This is a genomic window from Aporhodopirellula sallentina SM41 (assembly GCF_000346505.1).
Lineage (GTDB): Bacteria > Planctomycetota > Planctomycetia > Pirellulales > Pirellulaceae > Rhodopirellula > Rhodopirellula sallentina.
On the sequence record NZ_ANOH01000218.1, the window covers coordinates 1 to 12,872 of the forward strand.

Sequence of the window (12,872 nt, forward strand, 5' to 3'; positions counted from 1 at the left end):
CCGAATGATTCACGGATGGATTGTGTTCCGATTACCGTGATCGGGCTCAATGACTCGCCGACCGGCAACATCGCGGTCGCGGTGCCGGTGACATCGAGCATTTGATGGGCGGTGTCCATGAGTGTGTAGCTGCAGAAGAGAGCGACTTGGGAGGCGGCATGACGCTAATGCGCGGGGGGCTGGCAGCGTTGCCGCGGAAAGCCGCTCATGCGAAGTGTTCCAATGACACTCGCGGTTTCGATGAGGTTCACCGTGTCCTGCAGGAATATCGCGGAGCGTCGGGGGCGTCATTTCGCGATCGAGCGAGCACGCTATCTCGAATCGGCCAGGCGGAAGCCGCTGAATTGCCATCGAGCGTCAGGTGGGAAGAAGTTTCGATAGCTGAGGCGGATGTGGTCCGATGAGGTTGCGCAAGAGCCACCCCGGAGCACGAATTGGTTACACATGAATTTGCCGTTGTATTCACCCAACGCGCCGGAGACCGGACGGTATCCGGGGTATGGAAGGTATTGGCTTCCCGTCCACTCCCAAACGTTGCCGGTGAAGTCGCTCGCGCCGGCGGTGCGTGGATGGATGACGTGGCCCGATTCCATCAGTCGATCGGCAAACACGCTGCCGGTCGGGTTCGCAGTTGCTGCGTGTTCCCATTCGAACTCGGTTGGTAACCGTTTGCCGCTCCATCGAGCATACGCATCGGCTTCGAAGTAGCTGACGTGGCAGACCGGTTCGTGGAGGTCGAGCGGGCGTAGTCCGGAAAGGGTGAACTGTCGCCAATCTTCGTCGCCTCGAACCCAGTACTGAGGTGCCTTCCATCCGTTCTCGTTCACCGCGGTCCATCCTAGCGAGAGCCAGTGTTCAGGCTGTTGGTAGCCACCGGCGTTGATGAACTCGAGATACTCTCCATTGGTGACGCACCGGTCGGCGATCGCGTGTGGTTGGATCAGTTCGCGGTGGCGTGGGCTTTCGTTGTCGTACGCAAATCCTTTCCCGTTGTGTCCGATCTCCACGATCGTTTCCGGCGTCTCAGACCACTGAAGAGTGGTTGAGAGCGACGCTTCGGTGTTGTTGTTGGTGGCGGTGTTCTTGGTGTAAATCGGGTACAGAGGGTTGGAGGCGAGCACGTGTTTGATGTCCGTGAGCATCAGCTCTTGGTGTTGTTGCTCGTGGTGAAGGCCGAGTTCGAGAACGTACCGCTGGTGTTCGTTCAGTTCGCCCTGATCGATCAGTTGAGAAACAGCCACATCGACATGTTGCCGGTACTGAAGAGTTTCCTCCAATCCAGGACGCGATAGTTGTCCGCGACGGTGCCGCGGGAACGGTTCTCCGACTGAGTTGTAATACGAGTTGAAGAGCCGTTCAAAATCAGAATGAAATGGGCGAAAGCCCGGTTGTTCTTTTAACAAAAACGTTTCGAAGAACCAGGTTGTGTGTGCGAGGTGCCATCTCGTCGGGCTGACGTCCGGCATTGTTTGCATCGCGCAGTCTTCGGGGGTCAGCGGAGCGGCGATATTGACGCTCATCGCTCGAATGCGTTGATAACGTTCGCCGGTCGATCGGTTTGTCGAGGTGCCCGTCGATGGACTCGTTGCCTGGTCCGCGGTGAGGGCGGACTGCTCTGACTGCAGGTCAGTTGCCATGGTTGGATTCCAGATACATGACCGCGAACCAATCGCGAGGATCGGTCCACATCTTTCGAGCACTGAAGCCCGCTGCGGCCGCCATGCTGACGAAGCCATCGCGAGTGTACTTGTGAGAGTATTCGGTGTGAATCAGTTCGCCTTCGTCGAACTCAAATTCTCGTCCTGCGATGGTCGCGGTCTGGTCGCATTGGCTGACGATTGAAATCTCAATCCTACCTCTTTCCACGTTGTAGATAGCGTGGTGGTCGAATTGGTCGACATCGAGGTCCGCGTCGGCTTCGCGGTTGATGCGATGGAGCAGGTTGAGGTTGAACGCCGCGGTGATCCCTTGCGAGTCGTTGTATGCGTCGTGCAGGACAGCGGTCTCTTTCTGCAGGTCGAAACCGATCAACAACCCGCCGCCGGGACCGACGAGTCCGGCGATGTTCTGCAGCAGTTCAATTGCTTCGTCGGATTCCAGGTTTCCGATCGTAGAGCCCGGGAAATACACGCAGCGTTTTTTGTCATCGAACGACGCTGGGATTTCAATCGGCTGAGTGAAGTCGGCGACGAGCGGGTGGATGCGGAGGCCGGGATGTTCTCGTCGGAGTTTGTCTGCCGTTTCGAGCAGGTGCTCACGTGAAATGTCGACGGGAAGGTAGGCGGCGGGTGCCCGCAGGTGGTCGAGCAGCACTCGCGTCTTTTGACTGCTTCCGCTTCCGAGTTCGACCAGGACGGCATCCTCGCCCACCTGCTCGGCCATCTGATCGGCGTACTCATCCATAATGGCGAGTTCGGTGCGGGTCGGATAATACTCGGGGAGTTCGCAAATTCGGTCGAACAGTTGCGACCCGCGTTGGTCGTAGAGGTGTTTGCAGTGAAGGCGTTTGGGCGACTGCGACAGCCCGCTAAGGACATCGAGTTCAAACGACGCCGCTGATTGATCAGATTGCTCCGAGGACGCCACAGTCGGCCTTTGTTTTCCGTCAACAGGCAAGTAGGTCATGGCGTTCTTGCGGCGAGTGGTGAAGAAGAGGTCAGCAATCGTTAAGCGGCAACCTGCAATGTCGAAGCAAATGATGTGCCCGTCGCAAGGTTGCTGCATCCGGGTGATTCGCTGCGAGTAGGATTGCAGTCGGTCAAGTTGCTCAGTCGCGTTCTCTATCGCATGAGGCGGTGTGCAGTTGAGTTTCGGTTCCGGTCACAGGAGTTTTTTCGGAACATTCATGATCCCGGGTTGGTGCGGCGCTCGCCTAAGTCGACTTGCGTCAATCTAACAGATCTGCGGAAGCGTCGTTTTGCCGAGCCGCGTGAAGAATTGGTTAGCGGTGATCCACGGCCACAGCAGGCCACTGCGCGATTGTGGAGTCAGTGTTCCGGCGCAGTTCGGTTTTGGTGGCGGCGGTAGTGGATGTCGTGATAGATTCTGCTGCATGAGGATCTTTCACAGGATCCACTACGCGAAAACTGGAGTGGTGCGTCCGGTCCCGTCGTTGAGTTCGCTGGAATTCAGGCCACCGAAGTTTGGCGGTATCGGCTACGCCATTCTTGAAAACGCTCTCGCTAAGAACGTCGGTGATGCGACCCGCCGGTGCGCGTTGACCCGCCGAGGTGCGTGCTGGCCTCAGTGGCTTCCTGCAATCGCGTCGATTAGCCGTGTTAGCCGTCGACGTTTGCGTTACCGGTGATCTTATCGCTGTACATCGCGAGTTTGCCGAGCACTTGATCGATCGCGTGCGGGGTCACGCCGTGCGATTGCAGGGCCGAGGTGAAGTGGCCGACGAATTGAGAGAAGTGCTGCCGGGTGATCCCGCGGCCTTTGTGGACTCGCGTCAGGTCGGCGCCTGTGTACTCGATATCACCCGACGTGATAGATGCCATGAACTCGGTCTGCATGCGAACGAGTTTGTCCATCTCGACGTCGGCGAAGAAATGGTTCAGGTCTTTGTCGGCGAGGACTCTGACGTACATTTCGTCAACGACTCGGCGCAGCCCCTCGGTTCCGCCGAGTTGAGTGAGAAGGTCGGGTTCCGATTCGCTCATCGAATTGATTCTCAAAACAGTGCTGCAAACAGTGCCACGCATGTTGCGTGGTGATCAATGAGTTTCCGCCGATTCCTCGAGTGTGCCGGGAGGTAGCTCCCGGCATACTATGAACCTTTCCGAAATCCTCGGTGAATTGATTCGCCGGCGGGTGTTCGCTCCGGTTGTCTTGTTCAACCAAGGCTAACGCCGAGCGGCGATGAGTTTTTGGATAGGTTCTCAGAACAATCCCGAAGAGGTATTCGGGGGATGGTGGTTGGAACGGCGTCCAACTAGATCATCGGTGTCGGCTCGTAAGGGATGTCCTCGATCAGGTCCATCGGCAACGGAGCCACGGTCATGCCGGCTTCTTTGCAGATCGCGTCGATGGCTTCTTGTGCTTTCTGCACGAGGAACTCGCGAGTTTGGCCTTTATACTGCATCGTCGATGCGGTTGGGCTGATCGGGCCTTCGAAGTTGCCGTCGTGAAGGTGTTTGACGACCTTGACGTGATCGAGCAGGCCGTTGAGTTCAGGAAGGACACGGTCGTTCGAGGTGGCCGTCGATGGGTCGACGTCTTCAGGCAGCGATCCCAATCGGACAGCGACGATTTTCTCGCCCGGGATTTCGCTGAACTGATCCATGGCGCCTTCGCCAACAACCCAGTCCCAGGTGTCGATGAGGTAGCCGACGTTTGGAATTGCATCGACCAATGCGCGGAACGTTTCGACCTTCGAAATGAAGGGGAATTGTTTTCCTTCGGTATGTTCTTTGCCGGCCCGGAATCCGACGCCGAGTTTGATGTCGCGTGATCCGAGAACATCCGCGATTTGGCTGATGCGATCGCGTTGGACTTCGAAGAACTCGTTAAACGGAAGGCGATCGGTTGCTGCGGGGACGCGAATGAGTGCACGATCGACTTGCAGTTGTTGGGCGATCTCGCTGAGCGGGTGCAATGTTGCAACGCTCGCCGAGAAGGCGTCGTCATCGGCATCGAGATCCAACGCCAAGGTGAAGGTGCCGATGCGGATGTCCGTAGCCTTGAGGTACTTCGATGCCTCTTCGAACGATGAACGTTGTGAACGGCGCAACATGTCGTGCATGTCGATATCCATGCCGCGGAAGGCATAGGTTAGCGCCAATTCGATGAGTTCACTTTGGCGGCCGTTGATACCGAGGGCTTGAGGACAAAAGTTCTTAAACACTTCGTAGAGTTCCTTGCAAATTGATAATGGATCGTTGTTGGTTTGTTGTTAGATCAAGGCAACATTCGTTAGCGACGTCGACCTCGAGAGCCGTTCGACGCGTTGCCGCGTCCGCCACCACGGGAGTTGCCACCTCCACCACCGCTGCCACGTCGACTGCTGAGGTTTTTGTCGACCATGGTGTTCACGATGGTGTTCCAGGTTGGGAAATCCTGGGGCGTCGATGAGTCCGAACGCGAGTCGCGGTCTCGCCCACGGCCACGGCCGCCTCGGCGTGAGCGTTCGCGGCCACCACCGTCGTCATCACGTGAGCGGCTTTGGGAATCGCCTTTTGAGCGGCCCCGGCGGATCACTTCGACTTCTTCATCATCTTCGAGGTCGTCGTCGAATGCCGAACGCGGCAATTCGTCAGCGTCCTTCGATGTGCGTCCGGAGTTTTCCGAGTTGCTCGAATCGGAGCCTCCCGAACCGCGACGGCCACGTCGGCGGCCACCTCGGCGTGAACGGCGTCCTGCGCGAGGACCGTCATCACCGGATTCTTCACGGTTGGATTCGGACCGACTGTCAGAGTCGGATTCGAAATCGGATCCGCTGTCGTCGAAATCGTCAAAGAGTTCTGCGGCGAACGAATCGTCATCGTCGTCGTTGCTGGTTTCCGATTCGCGGCTGCGTGCGGCGGGCTGGTTCGATTCGTCGCGTCCGCCACGGCGTGAGTCGCCCCGGCGACCACCGCGTCCGCGGCGTGATCGTCGTGGAGAGTCCTGCGAGTCAGAATCATCTGAGTCGTTGTCGTCACGTGCATCTTTGGCGACGATCGTGTCACCGAGGTCATCGTCTGCGTCACGGTTGCGACCGCGTCCGCGGCCACGACCACTGCGCCCTCGGTCGTCACGTCCGCGTTCGTCGGAGGAATCATCGTCCCGTCCGCCTCGGCGGCTGCGTCCCCGTGGACGCGAACGCGAGTCATCGTCGTCGGACTTCTCGGCTCGTGGGCTACGGTTGGACGGCGATTCGTCATCGGACGAGTCGTCGGTCAAATCTGCCTCGGTCATCCGTTGGCGTTGTCCACGGCGACCGCGACGCCGCGACGGACGTGGCACCTGCGGTGACTCATCGTCGCTTTCGTCATCGGCGGATTCACGCCGAGTTTCCACCTTCGCAGATTCGGAGCGTGCTGCCGGTGCCTCCTCGGAATCGTCATCTTCGTCGGCTTGATCGAACTGGACGAATCCGAGTGGATCGTCCTCTTGGACTTCGTCGTCGTCATCATCCGGTGAGACGACACCGAGACCGTCGGCAAAACTCGACCGGCGTTGCGGGCTACGGGAGTCGTCCGAATCGCGCCGCGACCGTGAATCGCGACCGGTTCCCGAACGGCGTCCGGCGCTGAGTTTTGATTCGCGCTCGTTGATCTCCGCTTCGGCCGAACCGAATCCGGGTTTCTCCGGCTCGGCTGGCGATGAGGAGGCTTCTTCGACCGGGAGTCCAAAACCGGGCAGTTTCGGAGGCGGTTCGACGGACGTGAGTGCTTCGAGGACGTCGACATCGGGATCGTCGGTTTCCGGCTCGTCAGCGGCAGGTTCTTCGGCGACCAGTTCGCTGTCGACGTCATCGATCGGTTGCGTGTGCGATGACCGCAGGCTGTCGCGGCTGGATTCGCTGACTTCGATCTCGTCGGTGTCACCGTTTTCGTTTTCAGCGACCGCAGCGGAGTTTTCGTCGTTGTCTTCGTTTTCGGCGGTTTGGGACGCGTTTTCAGGCTCGTCCTCAGGAGTGTTGGCCGGCTCTGGTGGGCGTGGGGTACCCAGTAAGCTGGCGAGAATGTTCCAATTATCGGGCATGGGGATCGAAAATCCGATGGGAATCGACGGGGAAAATCGACCGTCGATTTGTTGTAGGTGATTGTTTCCTCGTAGGTATACCTTGTGGAGCGTTATCTCCCAAGGGTGAATGTGCTGATGAAATCAGGTTCTGTAGGGCTGCGGCGGGGAGGGGGCGATGCCGTCGGTCGGACCATCGATGTCCCAACCCGGCTTCGGGTCGCGAAAGATAGAAGAATTTTAGCGGCGTCTTTTTTTACCGAATCGGTGTTTTCGTAACTTGGTAACCCATGAATTTACGGGCAGTCGCTGATCGGATCGGGCGGCGAAGAAGCCGCGACAAAAATCCGCCGATTGACAACGCACCGGTCTCTGCCCAATCTTGGTCGCGTCGGCCGGCAATCGTGCCGGTGTCTGATGAGAGGCAGGCCAACGCGCATAGGTTTACTTGTGTTCAGGTGCGTGTGGTTCGGTGCCGTGGCACAGCAGTTGCCACTGGTGCAAAGTGCCTCTCACTCACCGACCGAGAGAAACACGAAATGCTTCCCCACACCAAGGCCCTGGCTACACGTCAGGACTCTAGGTATTGGCATTTTGTGGTTTCCACTCTCGATCGGTGGTTTCGATCCTCGTTGGAATGGACCTTATGAACCGAGCCAAGCTCGATTCGATTCGCAACGCCGGCCCGGCTATTTTGCCGAGCGTGCTGAACTGCGACTTCGGCGATTTGATGGCCGAGGTCGACCGTCTCCGCCAAGCCGGTGCCGAGATTCTGCACCTCGATGTAATGGACGGCCATTTCGTTCCGAACCTGACGTTCGGGATGCCAATCGTCGAAGGCCTGCGTCGACACACCGATATGCCACTGGACGTTCATCTGATGATAAGCGATCCGTTGGCGTACGCTAAACCGATGGTCGAAGCGGGGGCCGATCTGTTGACCTTCCACATCGAAGCCGTCAGCGACCCTGTCGACGTGGCGAACAAAATTCGCGACCTGGGCGTTGGTGTCGGAGTCGCGATCAATCCGGCCACCCCGCTGAGCAGTCTCGATGTGTGTTTGGGCAGCGTGGACATGGTGTTGGTGATGAGTGTCCAGGCCGGTTTCGGCGGGCAGTCATTCAATCCCGTGGCATTGGAACGAATTCGAGAATTGCGTTCACGCTATCCCGATTTGCTGTTGGAGATCGATGGGGGCATCAATACCGAAACCATCGGACCGGCACGAGAAGCGGGTTGCGATTTGTTTGTTGTCGGATCAGCAATCATTTCGAGCGATGACTACACGGCAGCCGTTTCGGAGCTGTCCGATGCGATGATGTCCGCAAACGGAGGTGCACGATGATTTCATTGAGAGCAGCCGCACGGTCGCGTGTGATCCTGATCCGTCCAGGTGCGACATCGTTTGATGAACAGGGGCGAATGAAAGGTTCGCTCGACATGCCACTGTGCGAGCGTGGCCGGCAACAGGTCGAAAACCTCGCCGAGGAGTTAGCCGGTATCCGGCTCAACGCGATCTACCATGCACCCTGCGAATCGGCAGGCGAAACCGCGGCGGTCTTGGTCGAGGGACGCGACCTGCGGCCGAAGATGATCGAAGGTTTCCGCAACATCGATCACGGATTGTGGCATGGGAAATTGATCGATGAGATTCGTCGCAACCAGCCTAGGCTCTACCGCAGCGCGGCGGAGAACCCGGAGACGATCTGCCCACCCGGTGGCGAATCGATGGACGAAGCATCCAACCGCGTGATGAAGGCGATCAATCGGATTCTGCGAAAGAGCCGTAACCAAGTAATCGCGTTTGTGATCCCGGATCCGATGGCCAGTCTCGTTGCGGCGCACCTGAATCACGAAGCGATGCCTGGCATCTGGAAGGTTGAGACCGACGCGGGCAGTTGGCAGTTGATCGACGCCGCCTGCTGATCCTGTGGCGGTCGTTGCTGTTAAGCGGTTTTCGATTTACTAGCCCGACGCACGACGGGCTGTAGATTTATTCGTTTAACGGCAATACCGTTCAATTTTCGTTTAACCCGTGCCCAAAGGGTAGGTCGTGTTCCGTCAAGCGTCGCCTACGGCTACCGGTTAAACGAAAACGCCACAACCCGGTGCTTCATTGAACGGTATTGCGGTTAAACGAAAATAGGTTGACTCTTGATTGAATCGACAAACCGGTGCCGGTCGGGCTAGTAAATCATCTGCTCAGTAACGGCCTGCGATGAAAAGAAGAGGCGATGTGCGTCGACTCTTTCTGTGTGCCGGGTTGATTAAAGGGAACTCACTCGAGGTGCACTTCCTCGACCTGAGGCAAATCCTCGAGCGATTCGAGTCCGAGTAGCACGAGCAATCGCTCTGCGGGATAGAACCTCGAGACCATTTTGGGTTTCGATTTCTTCTTGGGTTTTCGCGGTGCGGGTGAGGATTCCAAGGTGAATTCGTCGTCCTCAGGATTGCCCGGTGCGGCGTCTGATTTATTTTCCTCGGGGGCGTTTGCTGCGGAGTCGTCGGGCACGGGGGTCTCTGGTTCTCGCCGCATTTCGACGAGCCGGCGGCGGACCATTTGATTGAGCAGGGAGCCACTGTCGCGTCCGCGTTTGTCGGTGCATTCTGCGGCCGTGATGCCCGGTTGGTAGGCGACGAGCGAAAGGACTTCGATGGCGCCTTGGCTGAGCTTGGTTTCGCGAACCTTGCCGGTGAAGACGTGCCGAATCGATTCGACTTCCGGGGCAACAACGAGACGGTACCCCGAGTCGTCTTGGGCGATCCGAATGCCTTGTCGGTGGGTTCGATACGATTCATTCAACGCGTCAATGATTTCGACCACTTCCTCGGGCGTCATGCCACGCATGATCGAGGCCAAACGCGCTGCGGTGATGCCGTTTCCGTTGGGATGTCCGACGAACAAAGCCGCTTCGATGATCGCCTCTGGGGTCGCTGCGGTTTCGGGTTCTTCTTCCGTAGTAGTCGCATCGTCGGCGACGTCTTCGGATTCGTCGTCCGGTTCGGACGGCTCGTCACTTTGGTCAACGGCTTGGGCGGCAATTAGCTGTTCGCGCTGCAGGACCTCGCCTGTTTGAATCGCGTCGCCACCTTCCTCGGAGTCCGACTTGGCGACGATGTGTTTGTAGGCGGCGCCGAGTTCTTCGAGTGAGAACGCGTCCTCGTCGTCCTCGAAATCCACTTCGGCGTCATCGTGTTCCTCTTCCTCATCTCCATCCTCATCGGCATCGTCTTGGGGGGCGCGTGCGGCGTCGTCTTCCTGCGATTGTCGATCCTCGTTTGAGTTTGGCTCGGTCAGCTCGTGCGGTGGTTTGGCCGAGTCCGTCGGGGCAGGCGTGTCGGCGTCGGCCTCCTCATTGACACTGTTTGGGGAGGTATCCTCGTCGAGGTTTTCGTTGTTGGGGTTTGGGTCGTTGCTCATGATGATGGGTCTCGTGGAGAACCGGTTTGTGACGATTCCCAATTGGATCGCAGTTGTTTCATGCCACGATGCAGCAGGCCGGCGATCGCCCCGTTGGTTTTGCCCATCGCTTCAGCGACCTCGGCGAGTTTGAGTCCGGCGAGGTAGTGCAGCTCAATCGCTTGGCGTTGTGCGTCGGGGAGTTGCTCCACCGCGGCGGCGAGTGCGGTTACGTTTTCGCCGACGATGGCGACTTGGCTCGGCGTGGCTTGGTCTGCCGCGAGGAGCCCCTCGAGCCGCATGGACGACTGATTGAGTTTTTGTTCCATCGACTGTTCGCGACGGACATCACGTTTGTCGCGGTGCAGGTCTCGGTCGAGGTGGCAGATCTGCCGGACGAGGATTTGACGCAGCCACGCCCGGAGTTCGGCTTCGGTGTGGCCTCGGAACTGATCGATCGCACCGACCGCCTGCAACATGGCTTGCTGGACGATGTCGGATGCGCCAATCTTGGCTCGATAGGCCGCTCGCATGTGCGACCGGGCGAGCATCCTGAGGTACGGTTCGTATTTTGCCGCCCACTGTGGATCGGACAAGTCGACCGGGGGCGACAGCGGTGGATCGTGTTTATCCGGCGTCGGCTGCGGGGCCGGCGAAGGTTCCGACATGGTTGGGGCACTCGAAATAATGGCATTTTACGCGGCATTCTCGGGCGAGAACACGACGCAGCGTCGAACTGAACTACCAATGATGGGTTCTCGACCGCTACAGTAAACCAACTCGAACGCGTTGGTGTGACAGACAATTTTGACGGAATTCTCGATGGCACGTGAAGCAATCTACCAGCAATCCGATCCTGAACGACGAGGCAACTCGTTCGACGAAGGGGATCCGTCGGAGTCCGATGCATCATCGAATCAGCCGCCGGGGAAGCCGCCCGGCGCTGCCCCAGGAGCGGAATCGGGCGACGGTTCGCGTTCACGCGGTGAAGCGGACAGCAAGCTGCGGCCGCGACGGATGGATGAGATGGTCGGCCAACGCGACGTCATCGAGCGTTTGAAAATCGCGATCGACGCGGCGCAGTCCCGTGGCGAACCGCTCGGGCATATCCTCTTTGACGGCCCTCCAGGGCTCGGCAAGACGACCTTTGCCACGGTCATTCCGGCCGAGATGAACACATCGGTGCAAATGGCTAACGGTGCCGGTTTGCGGGCGCCGAAGGATCTGCTGCCTTACCTGACCAATGTTTCCGAAGGTTCGGTGCTGTTCATCGACGAAATTCACCGGGTCCCGAAATCGGTGGAAGAGTACCTCTACACGGCGATGGAAGATTACCGGATTGACGTGGTGCTCGGCGATGGCGTCAACGCACGCACTCTGAACCTGGAACTCAAACCGTTTACCCTGATCGGAGCGACGACCCGCGCTGGTATGCTTAGCGCGCCGCTTCGAGATCGTTTTCAAATCCGCGAGCACCTCGGTTGGTACACGCGAGACGAGTTGGCCGAGATCGTTCACCGAAATGCGGCGAAGCTCGCCATCAAAGTCGACGAACTGTCCGCCAACGTGATCGCCGACCGCTCGCGCAGCACACCACGCCTGGCGAACAACCGTCTGCTGTGGGTTCGTGACTACGCACAGAGCAAAGCCAAAGGGAAGGTCAGCGAGAAAGTCACCTGCGCGGCGCTGGATATGATTGGCATCGACTCGCTCGGGCTGGACAAGCAGGACCGGAACTATCTCGACACGTTGATGCGAGTGTTCTTGGGCGGGCCCGCCGGGCTCGATGCGATCGCTCACACGATGAACGTCAGTGGTGACACGCTCGAGGACGAGGTCGAGCCATTCTTGCTGCGGAGCGAATTGTTGGTGCGGACCCGGCGCGGTCGACTGGCAACGCCGGGTGCCTACGAACACATGCAGCGACCGATGCCGGACTGATTCGGCGGGAAACGTCCCGGCGGAAAATGTCCCGTCAGAAAATGATGTTTGTCCCTATCGAGGGCACTTCCCTGTCGCCGGTTCAGCCGATCGCTTTCTTTTGCAATTCGGTCAATTCGCCGATTCCTTTTTTGGCCAGGCGAAGCATTTGAGCGAGTTGCTCGTCGTCAAAGGTCGCTTCTTCGCCGGTGCCTTGGATTTCGATGAATCGGCCGTCGCCGGTCATGATCACGTTCATGTCCACGTCGGCGGCTGAGTCGAGCACGTAGTCCAGGTCGAGCACGACCGCATCGTCGATGACACCGACGCTGACCGCGGCAACGCTGCGCGGAAGCACGTCTGCGACGACAACCGGTTTCGCCTCTGGATCAGGATCTGGGTTTGCGGCGAGATTGGCGATTGCCAACGACAAGGCAATGAAACCGCCCGTGATCGATGCGGTGCGGGTGCCCCCGTCGGCCTGCAGGACGTCGCAGTCGACGGTGATGGATCGTTCGCCAAGGGCTTCCAGGTTGACGACCGCTCGGAGGCTGCGGCCGATCAAGCGTTGAATTTCAGTGGTGCGGCCGTCGATCTTGCCGCCACGTTCACGCCGTTTTCGCGGGCTCGTGCTGCCGGGCAACATGTTGTATTCCGCCGTCACCCATCCTTTGCCGCGTCCGACCATCCATGGTGGGACATTGCTTTCGACCGAGGCGGTGCACAGCACGATTGTCTTGCCGCTGCGGTACAGGATGCTGGCTGGATTCGATTCCAGATATCCGCACTCGATTTGCACCTCACGCATGGTGTCAGTGGGGGCGTTTGGGGGCGTCGGTCGTGGCGGTGTGGCTCATGGGGATTCGTTCTGAAAAAGGGGGCAGGG

11 protein-coding genes are annotated in these 12,872 nt (G+C 58.6%); 3 read left to right on the top strand and 8 right to left on the bottom strand.

Annotated features, from left to right (window positions below; genetic code table 11):
* Positions 1-311 precede the first annotated feature (311 nt).
* The 5 genes from egtB to RSSM_RS14340 all read right to left on the bottom strand — a co-directional run bounded on the left by egtB (position 312) and on the right by RSSM_RS14340 (position 6,687).
* A complete protein-coding gene (egtB, locus tag RSSM_RS14320; RefSeq protein ID WP_008679958.1) occupies positions 312-1,637 on the bottom strand; it encodes an ergothioneine biosynthesis protein EgtB in 1,326 nt (441 codons plus the stop codon).
* A complete protein-coding gene (gene egtD, locus RSSM_RS14325; RefSeq protein ID WP_008679959.1) occupies positions 1,627-2,724 on the bottom strand; it encodes an L-histidine N(alpha)-methyltransferase in 1,098 nt (365 codons plus the stop codon). Before egtD ends, egtB begins: the two co-directional genes overlap by 11 nt.
* A gap of 554 nt (positions 2,725-3,278) precedes the next feature.
* A complete protein-coding gene (locus RSSM_RS14330) occupies positions 3,279-3,662 on the bottom strand; it encodes a group I truncated hemoglobin (protein WP_044302568.1) in 384 nt (127 codons plus the stop codon).
* A gap of 272 nt (positions 3,663-3,934) precedes the next feature.
* Positions 3,935-4,846, bottom strand: a complete 912-nt coding sequence (locus RSSM_RS14335; protein ID WP_008679964.1) for a TIM barrel protein — start codon at positions 4,844-4,846, stop codon at positions 3,935-3,937.
* Between the two features lie 68 nt (positions 4,847-4,914).
* Positions 4,915-6,687, bottom strand: a complete 1,773-nt coding sequence (locus RSSM_RS14340) for a hypothetical protein (RefSeq protein WP_008679965.1) — start codon at positions 6,685-6,687, stop codon at positions 4,915-4,917.
* A gap of 625 nt (positions 6,688-7,312) precedes the next feature.
* Here RSSM_RS14340 and rpe point away from each other — a divergent pair.
* On the top strand, positions 7,313-8,011 hold the full coding sequence (gene rpe, locus RSSM_RS14345; protein WP_044302569.1) for a ribulose-phosphate 3-epimerase: 699 nt from the start codon (positions 7,313-7,315) through the stop codon (positions 8,009-8,011).
* On the top strand, positions 8,008-8,592 hold the full coding sequence (locus RSSM_RS14350) for a histidine phosphatase family protein (RefSeq protein WP_008679971.1): 585 nt from the start codon (positions 8,008-8,010) through the stop codon (positions 8,590-8,592). Before rpe ends, RSSM_RS14350 begins: the two co-directional genes overlap by 4 nt.
* A 352-nt stretch (positions 8,593-8,944) precedes the next feature.
* On the opposite strand, the gene RSSM_RS14355 is transcribed toward RSSM_RS14350, so the two are convergent.
* Together RSSM_RS14355 and RSSM_RS14360 are read right to left on the bottom strand one after the other, a co-directional pair.
* The gene (locus RSSM_RS14355) at positions 8,945-10,087 is read right to left on the bottom strand and encodes an SMC-Scp complex subunit ScpB (RefSeq protein WP_008679974.1); all 1,143 of its coding nucleotides are present in this window, start codon (positions 10,085-10,087) and stop codon (positions 8,945-8,947) included.
* Entirely contained in the window at positions 10,084-10,734 is a 651-nt protein-coding gene (locus RSSM_RS14360) for a sigma-70 family RNA polymerase sigma factor (RefSeq protein ID WP_008679976.1), read from the bottom strand. Before RSSM_RS14360 ends, RSSM_RS14355 begins: the two co-directional genes overlap by 4 nt.
* A gap of 139 nt (positions 10,735-10,873) precedes the next feature.
* Here RSSM_RS14360 and ruvB point away from each other — a divergent pair, with 139 nt between their 5' ends.
* A complete protein-coding gene (gene ruvB / locus RSSM_RS14365; RefSeq protein ID WP_390174057.1) occupies positions 10,874-12,007 on the top strand; it encodes a Holliday junction branch migration DNA helicase RuvB in 1,134 nt (377 codons plus the stop codon).
* An 82-nt stretch (positions 12,008-12,089) separates the two neighbouring features.
* Here the strand turns inward: ruvB and rph are convergent, their stop codons facing one another.
* Positions 12,090-12,794, bottom strand: coding sequence for a ribonuclease PH (gene rph / locus RSSM_RS14370; RefSeq protein WP_008679980.1), 705 nt, complete (start codon positions 12,792-12,794; stop codon positions 12,090-12,092).
* Positions 12,795-12,872: the final 78 nt, after the last annotated feature.

What these genes read in the sequence shown, in the direction of transcription:
- rph (WP_008679980.1), bottom strand. Translation starts at nt 12,794, where the DNA reads ATGCGTGAGGTGCAAATCGAGTGCGGATATCTGGAATCGAATCCAGCC.
- RSSM_RS14330 (WP_044302568.1), bottom strand. Translation starts at nt 3,662, where the DNA reads ATGAGCGAATCGGAACCCGACCTTCTCACTCAACTCGGCGGAACCGAG.
- RSSM_RS14340 (WP_008679965.1), bottom strand. Translation starts at nt 6,687, where the DNA reads ATGCCCGATAATTGGAACATTCTCGCCAGCTTACTGGGTACCCCACGC.
- egtD (WP_008679959.1), bottom strand. Translation starts at nt 2,724, where the DNA reads ATGCAGCAACCTTGCGACGGGCACATCATTTGCTTCGACATTGCAGGT.
- rpe (WP_044302569.1), top strand. Translation starts at nt 7,313, where the DNA reads ATGAACCGAGCCAAGCTCGATTCGATTCGCAACGCCGGCCCGGCTATT.
- RSSM_RS14355 (WP_008679974.1), bottom strand. Translation starts at nt 10,087, where the DNA reads ATGAGCAACGACCCAAACCCCAACAACGAAAACCTCGACGAGGATACC.
- egtB (WP_008679958.1), bottom strand. Translation starts at nt 1,637, where the DNA reads ATGGCAACTGACCTGCAGTCAGAGCAGTCCGCCCTCACCGCGGACCAG.
- RSSM_RS14350 (WP_008679971.1), top strand. Translation starts at nt 8,008, where the DNA reads ATGATTTCATTGAGAGCAGCCGCACGGTCGCGTGTGATCCTGATCCGT.
- RSSM_RS14360 (WP_008679976.1), bottom strand. Translation starts at nt 10,734, where the DNA reads ATGTCGGAACCTTCGCCGGCCCCGCAGCCGACGCCGGATAAACACGAT.